Source organism: Cupriavidus pampae (assembly GCF_914271485.1).
Classification (GTDB): Bacteria; Pseudomonadota; Gammaproteobacteria; order Burkholderiales; family Burkholderiaceae; genus Cupriavidus; species Cupriavidus pampae.
On the sequence record NZ_CAJZAG010000010.1, the window covers coordinates 232,758 to 249,618 of the forward strand.

12 protein-coding genes are annotated in these 16,861 nt (G+C 66.0%); 8 read left to right on the forward strand and 4 right to left on the reverse strand.

Annotation, left to right across the window (positions count from 1 at the left end; translation table 11 throughout):
• Positions 1-150: 150 nt before the first annotated feature.
• The 3 genes from LDO41_RS25070 to LDO41_RS25080 all read left to right on the forward strand — a co-directional run bounded on the left by LDO41_RS25070 (position 151) and on the right by LDO41_RS25080 (position 6,040).
• Positions 151-1,635 carry a mannose-1-phosphate guanylyltransferase/mannose-6-phosphate isomerase gene (locus LDO41_RS25070; RefSeq protein ID WP_223993439.1) on the forward strand — a complete coding sequence of 495 codons (1,485 nt, stop codon included), beginning with the start codon at positions 151-153 and terminating at the stop codon, positions 1,633-1,635.
• Positions 1,636-1,708: 73 nt separating this feature from the next.
• Complete coding sequence (locus LDO41_RS25075) at positions 1,709-4,075, forward strand: polysaccharide biosynthesis tyrosine autokinase (RefSeq protein ID WP_223993229.1); 2,367 nt, start codon at positions 1,709-1,711, stop codon at positions 4,073-4,075.
• 90 nt (positions 4,076-4,165) lie between these two features.
• Positions 4,166-6,040, forward strand: coding sequence for a serine aminopeptidase domain-containing protein (locus LDO41_RS25080; RefSeq protein WP_223993230.1), 1,875 nt, complete (start codon positions 4,166-4,168; stop codon positions 6,038-6,040).
• Between the two features lie 52 nt (positions 6,041-6,092).
• Here the strand turns inward: LDO41_RS25080 and LDO41_RS25085 are convergent, their stop codons facing one another.
• Positions 6,093-7,007: a glycosyltransferase family 2 protein gene (locus LDO41_RS25085; RefSeq protein ID WP_223993236.1), complete on the reverse strand. Its 915-nt coding sequence runs from the start codon at positions 7,005-7,007 to the stop codon at positions 6,093-6,095.
• A 225-nt stretch (positions 7,008-7,232) separates the two neighbouring features.
• Here LDO41_RS25085 and LDO41_RS25090 point away from each other — a divergent pair, with 225 nt between their 5' ends.
• Genes LDO41_RS25090 through LDO41_RS25105 form a run of 4 tightly spaced genes read left to right on the forward strand, consistent with a single transcriptional unit; the run spans position 7,233 to position 11,909 of the window.
• Positions 7,233-7,814, forward strand: a complete 582-nt coding sequence (locus tag LDO41_RS25090; RefSeq protein ID WP_223993237.1) for an SCO family protein — start codon at positions 7,233-7,235, stop codon at positions 7,812-7,814.
• A 48-nt stretch (positions 7,815-7,862) separates the two neighbouring features.
• A complete protein-coding gene (locus tag LDO41_RS25095; RefSeq protein WP_223993238.1) occupies positions 7,863-9,794 on the forward strand; it encodes an RICIN domain-containing protein in 1,932 nt (643 codons plus the stop codon).
• Positions 9,794-10,216, forward strand: a complete 423-nt coding sequence (locus LDO41_RS25100) for a hypothetical protein (protein WP_223993239.1) — start codon at positions 9,794-9,796, stop codon at positions 10,214-10,216. The genes LDO41_RS25095 and LDO41_RS25100 overlap by 1 nt, the downstream gene beginning before the upstream one ends.
• Before the next feature lie 22 nt (positions 10,217-10,238).
• Positions 10,239-11,909, forward strand: a complete 1,671-nt coding sequence (locus LDO41_RS25105; protein ID WP_223993241.1) for a hypothetical protein — start codon at positions 10,239-10,241, stop codon at positions 11,907-11,909.
• 69 nt (positions 11,910-11,978) lie between these two features.
• On the opposite strand, the gene LDO41_RS25110 is transcribed toward LDO41_RS25105, so the two are convergent.
• The 3 genes from LDO41_RS25110 to LDO41_RS25120 are packed head-to-tail and all read right to left on the reverse strand — an operon-like array spanning position 11,979 to position 15,816.
• Complete coding sequence (locus tag LDO41_RS25110; protein WP_223993442.1) at positions 11,979-14,231, reverse strand: polysaccharide biosynthesis tyrosine autokinase; 2,253 nt, start codon at positions 14,229-14,231, stop codon at positions 11,979-11,981.
• A complete protein-coding gene (locus LDO41_RS25115) occupies positions 14,231-14,716 on the reverse strand; it encodes a low molecular weight protein-tyrosine-phosphatase (protein WP_223993243.1) in 486 nt (161 codons plus the stop codon). The genes LDO41_RS25110 and LDO41_RS25115 overlap by 1 nt, the downstream gene beginning before the upstream one ends.
• 11 nt (positions 14,717-14,727) lie before the next feature.
• On the reverse strand, positions 14,728-15,816 hold the full coding sequence (locus LDO41_RS25120) for a polysaccharide biosynthesis/export family protein (RefSeq protein WP_223993444.1): 1,089 nt from the start codon (positions 15,814-15,816) through the stop codon (positions 14,728-14,730).
• A gap of 282 nt (positions 15,817-16,098) precedes the next feature.
• On the opposite strand from LDO41_RS25120, the gene LDO41_RS25125 reads away from it, so the two are divergent.
• A complete protein-coding gene (locus tag LDO41_RS25125; protein ID WP_223993245.1) occupies positions 16,099-16,857 on the forward strand; it encodes a ChbG/HpnK family deacetylase in 759 nt (252 codons plus the stop codon).
• The last annotated feature ends 4 nt before the right edge of the window (positions 16,858-16,861 follow it).

Here is a 16,861-nt window from a genome sequence, read left to right on the forward strand (position 1 = left end):
CGGGGTTGCTTGGGTACCCATTTCTGCGTGCGCGCAGGAGACATCATGAGAAATCGCAGTCAGGACAGGATCGGGCCGAAGCTTGCGGTACAAGCCGTGGTGCAGGCGGCGACGCAAGTGGACGTGCAGGCATCGGTCGATCGCGCGGTGATGGCCACGCCCCTGCGCGCGGTGCTGCAGCCGGTCATCCTGGCCGGCGGGTCGGGCACGCGGTTGTGGCCGCTGTCGCGCGAGAAACATCCCAAGCAACTGCTGAACCTGGTGGCCGAAGATACGTTGCTGGAAGCCACCGCGCTGCGCCTGGAAGGCGTAGCGGCGCGCACCGGCCGGCCTGCGGGGCTCGATGCGCCGCCGATCGTCGTGTGCGGCGAGGAACATCGCTTCATGGTGGTCGATATGCTCAAGCGGCAGGGCAAGCGTGCGCGCGTGGTATCGGAGCCGTGCGGCCGCAATACCGCGCCGGCGCTCACGGTGGCCGCGCTGCAGGCGCTGGTTGCCGCAGGCGAGCATGGTGACGCGGTGCTGGTGGCCACGCCGGCCGACCATTGCGTGACCGATACCGAGGCGTTCCGCAATGCCATCGCCATAGCGGTGCAGCACGCCGAGCGAGGTGCCATCGTCACGCTCGGCGCGCGGCCCACCGCACCCGAGACCGGCTTCGGTTATATCCACGCCGGCGCGGCGGTACCGCCGGGCGGCTTCGTGATCGACCGCTTCGTCGAAAAGCCACACCTGGAGCTCGCGCAGCACTATGTCGACTCCGGCGAATACTGGTGGAACTGTGGCGTGTTCGTGGTGCTCGCATCGGTCTGGCTGGAAGCCGTCAGCAAACTGCAGCCCGACATGTATCGACAGTGCCGTGCCGCGTGCCAGGGCGAGGGCGCGAGCACGGTGTCAGGAGATGTGCTGCAGCTCGAGCGCGAGGCCTTCGATGGCTGCCCCTCCGATTCGATCGACTATGCCGTGATGGAGAAGCTGGACGCACTGCCCGGCATCACCGGCATGCTGGTGCCGCTCGATGCGGGCTGGTCCGACGTGGGCTCATGGGCCGCCATCTGGGATATCGCCGCCAAGGACAACGCCGGCAATGCGTTCCGCGGCCGCGTGCTGTTCGATGGTGCCACATCATGCCTTGCGCATTCGGAAGGACGCCTGATCGCCTGCGTTGGCGTACAGGACGTGGTGGTGGTGGAAACCGCGGACGCGGTACTGGTGGTCGACAAGCATCACGTGCAGGACGTCAAGAACGTGGTGCAGCGCCTGCGCATCGAGCACGGCGCCGAAGTGGTCAACCACCGCAAGGTGCAGCGGCCGTGGGGCTGCTATGACTCGATCGACCATGGCGAGCGCTTCCAGGTGAAGCGGATCGTCGTCGATCCGGGCGCGAGCCTGTCGCTGCAGATGCACTATCACCGCGCCGAGCACTGGGTGGTGGTGCGTGGCACCGCGCGCGTGACGTGCGGCGATACGGTCAGCATCCTGTCGGAAAACCAGTCCACCTACATTCCGATCGGCACGCTGCATCGTCTCGAGAATCCGGGCAAGACGCCGCTTGAAATCATCGAGGTGCAGTCAGGCGCGTACCTCGAAGAAGACGACATCGTGAGATTCGAAGATAACTACGGACGCAAATAGGCACCACCGCCCAGTTGCATGGCCCGTAGGGAGGGCTGGCGCGGCACGCCAGGGGGAGCATTACGTGAATACCATGTCATCTGCCGGCGCCATGCCGGCCCCGGGGGGGATAGCGCGCAGGCGCGGCATGCACGTGCGAGCGTGGATGGATCATGCGGGCTGGATCGTCGCGGCGGGTTTGCTCGGCGCGGTGATTGCCGGCGTGGCCGCCATCTCGCGTCCCTATGTCTATCGCGCGCACACGCTGATCCAGATCCGCCAGAACGAGGTTGACACCGATGCCGCCAAGCGCACCGCGCCATTCGACGCGGGCATGCTGCGCAGCCGCTCGGTGGTGGGGCCAGTGGTCGAGCGCATGCGGCTCGATGTCTCGGTCGAACCGGTGCGCGCGCCGCTGATCGGCGGCGTGGCCGCGCATCTTGCCGAGCCCGGTCGGCTCAGCGGACCGTGGCCCGAACGGCTGGGCTACGCATGGGGCGGCGAGCAGCTCGAGGTGCGCGCGTTCGACGTGCCCGACGCCATGCTCAATGTGCCGATGGTGCTAGAGGTGCTGCCCACCAATACGTATCGCATGTGGCTCGATGGCAAGCCGCTGCTGGAAGGCAGTGTGGGCGAGCGGGTACAGGCCGGTGGCGTGACGTTCCAGGTGGCGCGCATCGATGCGCATCCCGGCACACGCTTCACGGTGACGCGCCACGACACGGCGCAGACCATCGATACGATTGCGCGCGACCTTCGCATCGACAGCGACGGCAGCGATTCGAGCACGATCCGCATCGCGTGGGAGACCCCCAGCCGCACCGCGGTGGCACCGCTCGTCAATGGCATCGCGGAGTCGTATATCGGCGAACAGGCCGGACTGCGCCGTCAGGAAGGGGCCGCCGCCATGGCGTACCTGACCGGTGAATTGCCGCGCGTGCGGGACGAGCTCGAACGCGCCGAAGCGGCGCTGACGCGCTACCGCGCCAAGGAGGGTTCGATCCAGCCAAGCCAGGACGCGCAGTCCTACCTCAACGGCAGCATGGATTACCAGCGCCAGATTGCGCTGTTGAAGCTCGAGCGTACCAAGCAGCTGCAGCGCTTCACCGAGGAATCCAACGAGGTGAAGACCGTCGACAACCAGATCCAGCAGTTGACGCGTGAACGGCGCGACATGGATGCCAAGCTGCAAAATCTTTCGGTCAACGAGCGCAAGTCGGTGGCGCTCACGCGCGACGTCAAGGTGGCCGAAGATACGTATCTCGGCTTGCGCAACCGGCTCGAACAACTGTCGCTGGCGAATCTGGACCGCGCGTTGCCGATCCGCGTGGTCGATGCCGCGCTGATGCCCGCGGCGCCGCTTGGCATGGGTACCGGCCCCCTGACCGCAGGGGGTGCCTTGCTGGGCGTCTGCCTGGCAATGGGCATGGTCTCGTTCCGCCAGCGCGTGAAGCCAGTGGTTGCCAACGTGGGCGATGCGGAGGCCAGTCTCGGGCTGCCGATGCTCGGCGATATCTGCTACAGCCGCGAGCAGGTGGAACTGGAGCGCATGCTGGCCTCGCGCACGCAACAGTGGAACGCCGAAGCGCTGCGCCTTGGGCATCTGGCCTCGCCGCCGCCCGGGCGCGATCTCGTCGATGCGCTGCTGTACGACGAGGACGAGGACCTCGATGCGCTGCCGGGCATGGCGCTGCATGACCACTTCCTGCTGGCACGCAACGCGCCGCATTCGATGGCGGTGGAGGGGCTGCGTAACGTGCGGGCCGCGCTGCACTTCACCATGCTGGCGGCTGCCGGCAGTCCGCGGCCGGCACGCGCCAACGTGATGGCAGTGACCAGCCCCACCGCGGGCGCGGGCAAGACCTTTGTGTCGGTGAATCTGGCCGTGCTGTTTGCCGAGGCGGGCAAGCGTGTGCTGCTGATCGATGCGGATCTGCGTCGCGGACGTGTGGCGAGCTGGTTCGACCAGTATCCCGAACCGGGTCTGGCCGAGGTACTGGCCGGTCATGCGGAGCTGTCGGAGGCGGTACGTCCGACCATCGTCAGTGGCCTGTCGGTGCTCTCGGCCGGCGTGCCGCCGGTCAATCCGTCGGAACTGCTGATGCACCCGTCGTTTGCCGAGTGCCTCGATACCTGCGCGGGACGCTTCGACCTCGTGATGATCGATACCACGCCGGTGCTGGCCGTGGCTGACGCCATGCTGGTCGCCAACCTTGCCGGCTCCACGCTGCTGGTGCTGCGTGCGGAGTCGACGTTGCCTTCACAGGCCGAAGAAACGCTCAGGCGCCTGGCGCGCGCCGATGCGCGGTTGCTGGGCGGGATTCTGAACGGCGTGACGGCCAAGCGCAGCAATCGCGCCGCGTTCGGCACCATGAATCCGTATCTCGGCATGCCGCTCGCCGGCCCGGCCGAACCCAGGCGTATCGGCCATGCCGCCGCCGAAGAGGAAGGCAGCCACTGACACCATAAACCGGCGAGCGTACCCATTTCTGCGTACAGACCTCGTGTGCGCATCGCCGGCGGCTGCTCAGCGGCCGCACCAGGAGAGCCGATGCAACGGGTCATATTCGACGGCTGTGCAGGATGGCTGCACACCGGCAAGGGGGACACTTCCGCGTTGCGGGACACCGGCGTGGTGTTGTGCGCGCCACTGGGCCATGAAGCGATGTGGGCACACCGCGCGTGGCGCCATCTGGCCGATCAACTGGCCGCGGCGGGCGTGCCGGTCCTGCGCTTCGATTACTACGGTACCGGCGATTCGGCCGGTACCTCTGCCGAACCCGACCTGATCGCCCGCGCGGTGGTCGATATCGCGGCTGGCGCCGCACTGCTGCGCCAGCACGGCGCGGTGGAGAACGTGGTGCTGTGCGGGCTGCGCATGGGCGCGTGTCTCGCCGCCCTGGCTGCGGAGCGCACGCGCGCATCGGGTCTTGTCATGCTGGCTCCGGTCGCCTATGGCCGCGCCTATCTGCGCGAAATGCGTGCGCTCCATGCGGGCTGGCGCAACAGCGCCATCCCCGAACTGCAGCCGCCCGCGACGCCTGCCGGCGATATGGATGTGCTCAGCTTCCGCCTGCCTGCCGCGACGGTCGCCGCGATTCAGGCGCTGCGGCTCGACACACTCACCGCGGCACCCGCGCCGCGCGTCCTGATGCTCGACCCCGGACCGGAGCAGATGTCGCCCGCACCGGCGCTTGCCGGCCAATTTCGTGCATTGGGCGCGCAGGTGAAGCTGGATGGGTTTGGCGAGTACCCACTGATGATGCGATCGGCCGAGTTCGCCGAGGTACCGACGCGCGCGTGGGTATCGGTGGTCGATTGGATGAAGGATGTCTCGCGGGCCAAGGTGTTTGCCGCCGCGGCACCGTTGCCGCCGGTAGGCACATTGAGCGTTGACGGCGCGATCGAGCAGCCGGTCCAGCTTGGCAATGGACGCCTGTTTGGCATGCTGTGCACGCCTGAGCAATCCAATGCCAACACCGTGGTGATCTTTCCCAATACCGGTGGCAATCATCATGTTGGCGATGGCCGCATCTTCGTGGAGCTATCGCGGCGTCTGGCGCGCCATGGCGTGGCCGCGTTGCGTCTCGATGTCTCGCAGCTCGGTGACAGCGCGGGCGCCGCGCGCACGATGAATCTGACGGCCATCTATTCGCGTACGGCCCGACACGACGTCAGCATCGCCATCGATGGCATGCGCGCGCGGGGTTATAGGCGCATCGTGCTGGCCGGTGTCTGCTCGGGGTCCTTCCTCAGCCTCCATGCGGCGCTGGCCAACCCCGCTGTGACCGGACTCGTGCTGGCCAACCTGGTCAAATTTCGCTGGGACGCCGCCGACGAGGCCGAAGCCTCGGACGATCTCCGCTCGGCACGCGTGTATCTGGCCGCCGCCTGCAAGTGGGAAAACTGGCGTCGTCTGCTGAGCGGCCAGCTCGATATCGCGCGGATCGTGAGCGCCACCCTGCGCCGGCTCCGCCATCGCGCACGCGAGGCGGGCACCGCGGCGAGCACGCAGGGCAGCAGCGAGAGTGCGGTGTCCGATTTCGCCTGCGGCGCGGTGCGCGAGCTGAATCGACGCGGCGTGCGCACGGATTTCATCTATGGCAGCAGCGATGTAGGCCTGCGCGAAGCGCGGCTGGGTTTCGGCAGGCAGATGGAGGCGATCGCGGCCATGCCGGATATCAGTGTGCGGCTCCTGCCCATGCTCGATCACTCGCTGTTCCTCGTGGCGAGCCGCGAGGCCTTTGCCGAACAACTGCTGGCGCATGTGTTGCGCGTGCAGCAGGCACCTGTGCGGGTGGCGCGGGCGCAGGAGACGCCAGCGCGTGTGGTGCGGGAGCCATCGCGCGGCAACGTGCGGCCACCGCGCCCGGTGCGCGCGGTGGCGCAGACCGCGCGCGGTCCGGTGGCCAAGCAGAAGAGCTGAAACGGAAAACGCCGGCTAGAAGGCCGGCGTTGCCTGTAGCGCCGCGCTTTTGTCAGAGCTCGGCGCTACGCTCGGGCCGGCAGTGTCCGGACATCAGTTCGCGCAGGCCCAGCAGGTTGCCCGCGAGACGCCCGCGTCGGTCGATATGCGCTTCCGGAAAGAAAGACTTGCCGCTGTTGGCCAGCAGCGCGCGCAGGGTATTCGCGAACGCTTCGCGCGCGGACAACGCGCCTTTCTCATGCAGGTACCACACGTTGACGATCTGCGAGAAGCCAAGGCGTTTGCCGGAGGTGCGACCGCCCGAGCGTAGCCCGAGGTGCACCCCACGCGCGGCGTGCACGGCGAGGAGCTGGCCCCGGTGCCCCACGGCACGCGAAAAATCCATGTCCTCGAGCCAGCCATACAACACCAGCCGCTCGTCAAAGCGTAGCTCGCCGATCGCGGCGCAGCGATATGCCATGTTGCAGCCATAGAGCTTGCTGACCGGCACCAGCCCGCCAGCTGGCGCATGCGCGGCATCGTCGGCTAGCAGGGCGGCGGCCTGATCCCAGTCCAGTGCATCGCTTTGGCTACTGGCGCCGTCGTGGATCACCGCGCCGGTCACGCCAACCGCATTGGGACGTGCGTCGAAGCCCTCCACGCAGCGCGCCAGCCAGTCCGGCGCGGGCACAAAGTCGTCGTCGAGGAACACCACGATGTCGGTCACCGGCAGCACCCGCTCCAGGCCGCGATTGCGCTGCGCGGGCAGCCCGGCAGGGCCGAACAGATACTCGGTCGGTAACGTGGTGGACAACGTGGTGTCCACATCCTCCGTTGTGCTGGCCGAAACCACCACGAGGTCCGGTCTTCGTGTCTGCGCCTCGAGCAGCCGCAGCACATGCGGGATGGCGTCCCGACGTCCCTTGGTGGCGATGATGACGGCAATGCGATGCGCGTGCGGCGTTTCTGGTGCGTGTTGTGGATTCACGTTTGCTCCCTGGGCTCTACGTGTTATTGGACTCGTTATGCCAACTATGAGAACGATGGTTCGCCGGAATCGGTCTGTTTGACCACCTAACAGGATGTTGACAGAGCGGCATCACCCCACATGCAGGTTTTGTGCGCCAGCGCACGGATGACGCACCATCCGGCTCGCAAGATGACGCGATGGTCGGTGCTGCATGCACCGATGATTCAAGGCTGGAGCGTATCGATGAGCTGGACCCGCCGTGCTTGGCTGCGCAGCATTTCCGTCAGTGCCCTTGCCGTCGCCTCACGCGACCTCGCGGCGCATCTTGGGACGGGGCCGGTGGACCCGCTGGTAGCCGCGCCCGATGTGTGGGTGCTCGATGTCAACGGCCAGCGTCGCCGTTTGCCAGAGTTGCTGCGTGGCAAGGCGACCGCGGTGCAGACCATGTTCACCGGCTGCAGTTCGATATGTCCGCTGCAGGGCGCGATGTTCGCGGCCGTGCAGGAAGGCCTCGCAAGCAACGGCGGGCGGCGAACCAAACGCCTGCTCTCGCTGAGCATCGATCCCCTTGGCGATACCCCGAAGTCGATGCAGCAGTGGCTGCGCCAGATGAATGCCGGTCCGTCATGGGCCGGCGTAATTCCGGTCGATGACGCGCGCGACTTGCGAAGTGTGCTGGCGGGCCGACCACCGGACGCCAATCTCGATCGACATTCCACCCAGGTCTACTTCTTCAACGCGGCGGCGCAGCTGTGCTGGCGCAGTCCGTCGCTTCCCGAGCCAGGGGACGTTGTCAGTGTCCTCGATCACCTGGCCAATACCTAAAGCCAAGACACCATGACGTCCATATGGGTTCACTACAGGGGAACCATCATGAATTCTCACTCCCGCAACTGGTTGCCCCTCGTATGGCTACCGAAGTGGATCGGCGCGTGCCTGCTGCTGCTGCTGTGGGGCGCACCCGCGCACGCGCAGTCGGCGCCGGCCCCTATCAAGCTGAGCGGCACGAATCTCTGCCTCGATATCTCGGGTGGCGTGACCACCAACGATGCGCCGGCGATCATCTGGACCTGCCATGGCGATGCCAACCAGCAATGGATACTGACCCCCTTCGGGAGCCAGTATCAGATTGCGCCGTCGCATAGCGGCAAGTGCCTGGATATCCAGTACGCGAGCACGGCGAACAACGCGCCTGCGCTGCAGTGGACGTGCAGCGGCACGACCAACCAGCGCTACACGCTAAAGGCGCAGAACGGTGGCTATGCCATCGTGGCCGCGCACAGCGGCAAGTGCCTGGCGCCCGGCTCCGCGGCCGACGGTCAGGCGGTGGTGCAGAAGACCTGCAACGGCGCCGTCATACAGACCTGGACCATCACCGTCCAGCAGGCCACGGTGCTGCCGTCGAAGTGGTCCGCACCCGTCACGCTCCCGCTGGTACCGGCGGCGGCGGCGAATCTGCCCAACGGACGCATTCTGGTCTGGTCGGCATACGATCGCTTCAACTTTGGCGGCAATAGCGGACAGACCTACACCGCGATCTTCAACCCGGCCAACGGCACATCCACCGAGAAGCTGGTGACCAACACCCAGCACGACATGTTCTGCCCGGGCACCGCCAACCTCCCGGACGGCAGGATCCTGGTCAATGGCGGCAGCAGTGACAGCAAGACCAGCATCTACAACCCCACCACCAACGCCTGGACCGCAGGGGCCAATATGGTCCGCGGGCGCGGCTATCAGGGTGCCGTCACGCTCAGCAATGGCGGCGTGTTCACCGTGGGTGGATCGTGGAGCGGCAATATCGGCGACAAGGATGGCGAGACCTGGCAGCCGACCACCGGATGGCAGCTCAACAGCGCGATCTGGGACGACTACATCCTGACCGGCGATGCGGGTGGCATCTATCGTTCCGACAATCACGCCTGGCTGTTCGCGGTGTCCAACGGCCGCGTGTTCCATGCCGGTCCGAGCAAGCAGATGAACTGGATGGATACCACCGGTGCTGGTGGCGTGACGTCAGCCGGAACGCGCGCCGCCGATGGCGATGCGATGAATGGCAATGCGGTGCTGTACGACATCGGGAGGATCTTCACCGTGGGCGGCGCACCCGACTACGAGAACTCCAATGCCACCGCGAATGCGCATGTGATCGACATCCGCACCACCACCCCGGTGGTGCGCAAGGTCGCCTCGATGTCGTATGCACGCGCGTTCCACAACAGCGTGGTGTTGCCCAACGGGCAGATCGTGGTGGTCGGCGGACAGGCATGGCCGGTGACCTTCAGCGACGATGGCGCGGTGCTGGTCGCCGAGCTGTGGGATCCGGCCACCGAGAAGTTCTCGCGCCTGGCCTCGATGGTCACGCCGCGCACCTACCACAGCGTGGCGTTGCTGTTGCCAGACGGCCGTGTGCTGAGCGGCGGCGGCGGCCTGTGCGGCAGTTGCACGACCAACCATCCGAACGTCGAGATCCTGACGCCGCCGTACCTGCTCAAGGCCGACGGCACCGCGGCCACGCGGCCGACCATCACGGCGGCGCCGGCTGACGCTTATCTCGGCACCACCATCGTGGTCAATGCCACTGCCGGGATGCAGTCGTTCTCACTGGTACGGCTGTCCTCGGTGACGCATTCGGTCAACAACGAGCAACGCCGCGTGCCGCTGAACTTCACGGTCGGTACCTCGGGCGAGTACCAGCTGCAGATTCCGGCCGATCCGGGCGTCGCGGTGCCTGGCTACTACATGCTGTTCGCCATGAACGCCGCCGGGGTACCCAGCGTGGCGGCGACCGTGCGCGTGCGTTGATGCGCGTAAGCGCGCAGGTGCGCAGGCTGGCGTGGCTGCTCGCCACCGCCAGCCTGTGGGTACAGGCTCAGGCGGCGGTCGGCGCCGCGCAAGGGCAAAGGATCTTTCAGGGCGAGGTGCCGGTCGCCGCGCATATGCGCGGCGAAACGCGCCTGCTGCCGGTGGCCGCGGTGCGCTGCATCAACTGTCATGCGGCGCCACGCGGCGCCGAACCGCTCGGCCCGCGATTGACCGCGGATTTCCTGCTCACGCTGACCTCGCGCCGCGGCGGGCCGCCCACCGCCTACGATCGCAACGGCTTCTGCAACGCACTGGCCACCAGCGTCGATGTGGGCGGCGTGCTGCTGGCCAAGGCCATGCCGCAATACCAGCTCGCGGATGCCGACTGCACCGCGCTCTGGTCATTCCTGTTGACGCAGTGAACCCTATCGATAAGGACATGGCATGCGCAGTCTTCGCAGAAGTTTTCTTGCCAGGCTAGGCGTGATCGGCGGCACAGGTGCCGCGCTGGCGGCAGCGGGCACGCCGCGTGGCGTGCTGGCCCGCACCGCGGACGAGGGACCGGGTCAGCGCGTGGTATCGGTGGCCGAGTTTCCCGGTCTGGACCCGAGCGGGCGTACGCCATCGGATGGCGCCTTCAGCGGCGCATTGCGCAACATGGCCACGCAGGTGCGCCAATCCGCCTTCGGTGAGAATCCGAACCTGATCGGTGGCAAGCGCATCGTGCTGCCGCCTGGTACGTATCGTCTGACGCGGCCCGGCGCGTTGTTCGATTCCGCGCTGCTGTCCGGGCGCACGCAGGGCCTGGTCATCGAAGGCGATGGTCCACCCGGGTCGGTGGTGATCCTGTATGAGCCGCGCGGTGCAGGCGCATTGATCCGCAATCAGGACAAGGCGCTGGTCGTACGCTTTCGCAATCTGCAGTTCCACGGCAAGGCGCCCGACAACGACCTGATCGACAGTGTCAGCGCAGGCGGCGCGCAGGACTATGCCTTCGACGATTGCATCTTCACAGGCAACTGGCGTTACGGCGCAAACCTGACCGGCGAGAACTGCAACAGCGAATGGAAGTTCTGGCGCTGCGCATGGGCCGGGACGTGGAAATCGTTTCTGTACGTGGGCAAGGACAACACCTCCGACCAGTTCCTCAATTACTGGTTCGATCATTGCAAGTACTGGTCCTCGAGCAACTGGATCGACATGCAGCGTGGCGGCAATGTGAAGATTACCGATACCGACGTCAGTGGCTACGAGCCCACCAGTCAAACCTACCTGTTCAACCTGCGTGGCAACAACCATGCGCTTGGCGTGTGCTCGTTCAAGGCGGAGGGGTTGCGGGTCGAGCAGAAGTCGCGCAATGCGGCGGTCATCTACTGCGAGTGGGAGCAAGGCAATATCGGCTTCAAGGATTGCGACTTCGGCTCGCAGGCGTACCAGCCTTTCGCGGCCGGCACGATCGGGGCTGTGTTCTCGCCGGGCAATACCGCTGGCGCGCAGGTCGTGTTCGACAACTGCGCGATCATGGGCAAGCATCAGTACAACGCCGGCCAGGGTCCGGCCGGGCAGGGCCGGTCGGTGTACCGAAACTGCGACTTCCTCAACTACAAGCATCCGGACGAAGCCGTCGGTTTCTCGGAGGCAGGCAATCAGCTAGGCCGGCGCCGCGTGGTGACGATGGAAGGCTGCCGTGGCGACTCCAGCGGCGGCGTATTTGCCGATGCCGAGATTGGCTGGCATGTGTCGGCGTCCGCCACGGTCAGGACCAAGGTAGTGTCGTTCAAGAATGCATTCGGCAGACTGCCATCGGCCGCCGATGGCGCGCAGACCGTGGTGCTGCCGATGAATGCGATTGTCACGCGCGTGATTCTCGATGTGCCGCCCGGTGCGGCCTCGTCGTCGGGGGCGGGTGTCTATACGGTCCAGAGCGGCGGGAAGACGCCCACGGTGCTGGCGACGCTGCGTATGCAGACGTTCTCGGCCGGCGGGCAGACCGATCAGCGCACCGTGTTCCGCTGCAATACGCGCGAGCAATGCACGCTCACGCTGGTGGCCGGGGCCGGCACCGATCAATCGCCGGGGGGCGGTGCGGTCGCGCTGGTGGAATATATCGGCTGAAGTCGCTCGAGAAAAGGCAAAGGGGCTGAGTCTTGCGACTCAGCCCCTTGTTCATTGGCGCTTTTTGCTTTACGCGCGCTTGGCCTGCTCGCTGCCGTAGCGGTTCAGGTAGCGGTACTTGCCGAAGCGGTAGTGGGCGCGATACCAACGTCCTTCCACCTTGAGACCGTTGAACAGCACGCCCTTGATCTCGCCGCCGGCCTGTTCGATCAGGCGCCGCGCCGCAGTCAATTCGCTGGCCGTGGTGGCATCGGCGCGCGCCACCAGGAACACCGCACCGGCCTTGGGCGCCAGGATGCTGGCGTCCGACGCGGCCAGCACCGGCGGCGTGTCGATCAGCACGAGGTCGTAGCGACCGCGCAGCGTGGCCAGCAGTCGGTCCATGCCCGGGCTCTGCAGCAGGTCCGCCGCGAGCGGCGGCACCGCGCCGGTGGAGATGAAGTCGACGTTCGGTGCTACGTTTTGCTGGATTACCTCGTCGAGGTGCGCGCCGGTGGTCAGCAGCTCGGTCAGGCCCGGCTTGCGCGTCGCATGGAAGCGGCTGTTGAGCTCGCCTCGCCGCAGGTCGCCATCGACCAGCATGACCTTGCGGCCTGAGGCGGCGGCGACCACCGCGAAGTTGGCCGAGAGGAACGACTTGCCCGCGTCGGGCGCCGGCCCGGTGAACACCACCACATGGTTGTCCGGCGCGTTGAGCAGCGCGAACTGCAGCGCGGTGCGGAAACTGCGCAGGCTCTCGATTGCCGGATCGTCGGGCTGCTGCAACGCCAGCACGTCGTTCGGGGCCGCCTTGACGCGTGCGAGGCGCGCCTGCTGCGGGCTCATCGGGATGGTGGCATAGACCGTCATGCCGCATTGCGATTCGATCTCGTCAGCATCCGTCACGCCACCGTCGAGCATGCGCCGCAATGCTACAACCAGCAACGCCGCGAGGATCGCCAGCGCCGCCGACGTGCCGGCGATCAGCGCGCGATTGGGACGCACGGGCTTGAGCGGCACCTCGGCGGGATCGACCAGGCGCGCCGTACCGACCTTGCTGGCCTTGACCAGCCGCAGTTGCTGTACGTCGTTGAGCAGCGACTGGTAGAGCTCGGTATTGACCTTGACGTCGCGCATCAGGCGCAGCACGTTCTGCTCGACTTCGGGCAGACGCTGGATCTTGCCGCTCACGCCATTGAGCTGACCGGTCAGGCCGGCGATCTGGTTGTCGAGGATCTCGATGGTCGGGTGATTGCCGGTGAAGCGCGCGATCAGTTCCTGCCGCTTCTGACGCAGCTCCTGCAGCTTGGTCTGGATTTGTACCGACTGGGCCAGCATCAGCTTCGATTCCTCGCTGAGGTCGATCGTGCCGCGCTGGTTGCGCATCGCGTTGTACTGGCTCTCGGCGGATTCCACCTGCTTCTTGAGTTGCGGCAACTGAGTCTCGAGGAAGGCCACCGATTTCTCGGCCTCGGCCGCCTTGCGGCGCACGTTCTGCTCCACGTATTCATTGCCGATCTCGTTGAGGATGGCCGCGGTCTTGCCGGCCGCGTAGCCTTCCAGCGCCACGCCGATCACGCCGCTTTGCTTGCCGCGCTCGCCGATCATCAACTGGTCCTGCAACTGCGTGATCGCGGTGGCGCGGGCCACATGGCGCACCACGAACTGGGCGCCGGGCTGACCATCGAGCCGCTCGATCTGGATCGTGACGTCGCCGCTGGGCAAGGCCACCATCAGCGGTTCGCCCAGTGTGCCTTCGGCGGTCTGGTCGCTGCTGGCGAAGCTGAGCCGGTACTTCCTGTCACCGAGCGCGGTCACCACCATGCGCCGGCCATCCATCTCGGCCGGCACGTCCAGACGCGATACGCTGATCGACTCGCCGCCCCAGGCATAGCCGCCAAAGCCGAACAGGCCCGGCTTCGTCAGTTCGCGGTTATAGCTGGCGATGGCGGCGCCGATCAGCGGCAGGTACTTCGGTGCGGCCTCGATATCCAGCCGCAGCGAATCCACCGCCTTGCCGACCACCATGCGCGAGCGCAGCAGTTCGATCTCGGCCGATGCGGCCGGCTTGACGTCGAACACCGGTGAGACGTTGGCGACCAGCTTGGTGGCCGCGTTGCTGCCTGCGTTGGTGTCTTCCACCTGTACCAGCATGTCGGCGCGGTACACCGGCCTGGCGAGAAAGGCATAGAGCAGACCGATGCCGAGAATCGCCGCCGCAACGACGATGAACGTCATTCGGTAGCGGATCAACACGTCCAGGTAGGAGGTCATGTCGATCGGCTTGTCGTCTTCTTCCCATGTCTCGGGTGCCCGATCCCGGAAACTCCTAACGTTGCTCATCATGCCCCTCCGTGGTGATGGGTCGGCTCTGTGGCTTGGATTCTTGCCGACCATGATTCGACACCCAGCTTGATCAAGCCAAGTACGATGACAAACATGCTTTGCGATCCGCCGTAAGGATCCGGCACATCGGTCTGTTCTTTTTCACACAGGCGATACGTCTTGCCGCGCGCAATCGGAAACATGTCCTCCAGCAGCTCGCGCTGCTCGCTGTCCATCACCAGCACCAGGTCGGCGCAGGCAATCAGCGATGCATCCACGGCGCGTGTACGGTGCGTGCTGAGGTCGCGGCCCTGCGTGGCCAGCAGGCGCACCGCGCGCGGATCGGCCGGCAGGTCCGGCGGTGGCTCGAGCCCGGCCGAGATCACGTTGCAATCGGGCAACGCGTTCTGCAACAGGTCGGCCGCCATCGGACTGCGGCAGCGGTTGCCGAGGCATATCACGAGGATCGTGCGCACGGTGTTTGTCCCCGTCATCCAGTCCATCGAAGTTCCTGTCACGGGCGTGCGATGCTGGCCGTACCAACTACCGGCTGGATCAGCAGCGTCATCACGCGGCTCCAGCGCACCAGGTCACGCGCGTCCACATAGACGACATCCTTCGGTTCGAGCTCGAAGCTTTCCGCGATCGCCAATGCCACCGGCGTGGTGCCGTCGAGGTGGTAGACCTTCGGATTGCCGTCCGATGTCCTGCGAATCACGAAGATCTGCTCGGCGTTGGCCGACGAGGGGTTGACGCCGCCCGCATCGCCCAACGCTTCGTTCAGTGTCATGCGCCCATTGCGCATCAGCAGCGAAGACGGCTTGACCACTTCGCCGGTGACGAAGATCTTGCTGTCCTCGCGCTGTTCCACACGCACGATGTCGCCCGAGCGCAGCAGGATGCGCGACGGGTCGACTCCCTTGGCCAGCAGTGCCGGAATGTTGACGTACCAGCTGCGCTCGCCGCGCGTGACGCGCACGCGGCTGTTATCACCGGTCAGGTTGAGCACGCCGCCGGCACGGTTGAGCGCTTCCACCAGCGTCATGGCCGCGTCATCGATGGCCAGCATGCCCGGCGTCTTGACTTCGCCATCGACGTAGACGCGTTGGCTACGGAAGCCCAGCACGCGCACCGTCATCTGCGGGTCGCGCACCACGCGCGAGAGGATGCGGGCCATTTCGTCGCGCACCTCGTTGGCGGTCTTGCCGGCCACCTTCATCACGCCCGCGTACGGAAACTGGATATCGCCCGACGGACTCACCACGTAGCCGGGCATGTTCGAGCCGCCGCTCGAGGTCGGGATTTCGAACGCCGCGCCGATGCTGTAGGTCTGCGTCGGAAACACCAGTTCGGGGTGATCCCACACGACCACCGAGATGATGTCGCCCGCGCCGATGCGATACGGCTCGGCCTTGGCATACAGTTCCTCCACGCCGTCGTTGGTGGGTTTCGATTTGGCGCGTTGTTCGCGCACCAGGTCCAGCGTGATTGGCGTGACATCGGGCATCGCGTCGGGGCCGGCTGCGGTCACTGGCGCCTTGGCGTTGAACTGCATGCCAGGTGCGGTGCTGCAGGCAGCCAGCACGATGGCGGCGCCCAGCATGGCCGCAATGGCACTCAGCCTGGCGGTAATCGGGTATTCGATATGGCTCACGGCATCCTCTCCCCAGTCTCTCGTTCGACATGGCAGTGAACTGCCGCCATGGCCCGGATAAGGCGATCCTAGGAGTGCGTCATCCCCCTATCGGTGCGCTCTCGCACATTGATGCCGGAGCCCGCTGTGGCAACGTGGCGCAGCGCACCGAGCCTGGTAACCACGCCGCATAACGTGGCACACACGGCCGGTGCGTTCCGCAGGCAGGCCATGTACCGAAAGGGGAAACGGATGAAAGGCGTGATCATCAATGCCGACGATTTCGGCTACGACGACGACACATTTCGCGCGACGGTAGCCTGCTTCGACGCGGGTCTGCTCACCAGCGCCACGATCCTGGCGGGACGGCCCGCCACGGAGCAGGCCTGCGCGTACGCGCGGGAGAACGAGAAGCGCTTCTCGTTCGGCTTGCACTTCAACATCGTCGAAGGCTGGCGGCCCAAGAGCGCGGCCAGCACGCTGTGCCGCAAGGATGGCTCGCTGTTTCCCGCCAGGGTACAGCGCGCGCGCGCCATGGCGGGATTGATCGATGCGGCCGATATCCGCCGCGAGTTCCGCCTGCAGCTCGACGAACTGCGCGACCATGGCGTGAATGTCACGCACGTGGACGGACACGGACACATGCACAAGTATCCGGCGATCATGCGCGTGCTGCGCGAAGAGATGCTGCGTGCCGGCATCACGCGCGTGCGCCGTCCGCAGAACTGGTACCCGGCCCGCAATGTGCGCGGTGCGCTCAATACGATGCTGCTGCGCCATTTCGGCGGGTTGCGCTACACCGACTATTACGTTGGCGTGGATGCGCTGGACGCGGACTGGGCCGCACAGGTGCCGGCGGTGCTGGCCGAAGGCGTCACCGAGATGTCGGTGCATCCGGGCTTTACCGAAGCGTGGCGCAAGCAGGAAGGCGCGCCGCTGATGGCCCCGGCGGCGCTGGCCCAGACGCTGAAACAGGCCGGCGCCGTGCTGATGCGCTATCACGACATCTGAGTCT

Coding starts and splice junctions, on each gene's coding strand:
- LDO41_RS25070 (WP_223993439.1), top strand. CDS start 151: ATGGCCACGCCCCTGCGCGCGGTGCTGCAGCCGGTCATCCTGGCCGGC.
- LDO41_RS25075 (WP_223993229.1), top strand. CDS start 1,709: ATGTCATCTGCCGGCGCCATGCCGGCCCCGGGGGGGATAGCGCGCAGG.
- LDO41_RS25080 (WP_223993230.1), top strand. CDS start 4,166: ATGCAACGGGTCATATTCGACGGCTGTGCAGGATGGCTGCACACCGGC.
- LDO41_RS25090 (WP_223993237.1), top strand. CDS start 7,233: ATGAGCTGGACCCGCCGTGCTTGGCTGCGCAGCATTTCCGTCAGTGCC.
- LDO41_RS25095 (WP_223993238.1), top strand. CDS start 7,863: ATGAATTCTCACTCCCGCAACTGGTTGCCCCTCGTATGGCTACCGAAG.
- LDO41_RS25100 (WP_223993239.1), top strand. CDS start 9,794: ATGCGCGTAAGCGCGCAGGTGCGCAGGCTGGCGTGGCTGCTCGCCACC.
- LDO41_RS25105 (WP_223993241.1), top strand. CDS start 10,239: ATGCGCAGTCTTCGCAGAAGTTTTCTTGCCAGGCTAGGCGTGATCGGC.
- LDO41_RS25110 (WP_223993442.1), bottom strand. CDS start 14,231: ATGAGCAACGTTAGGAGTTTCCGGGATCGGGCACCCGAGACATGGGAA.
- LDO41_RS25115 (WP_223993243.1), bottom strand. CDS start 14,716: ATGGACTGGATGACGGGGACAAACACCGTGCGCACGATCCTCGTGATA.
- LDO41_RS25120 (WP_223993444.1), bottom strand. CDS start 15,816: ATGCTGGGCGCCGCCATCGTGCTGGCTGCCTGCAGCACCGCACCTGGC.
- LDO41_RS25125 (WP_223993245.1), top strand. CDS start 16,099: ATGAAAGGCGTGATCATCAATGCCGACGATTTCGGCTACGACGACGAC.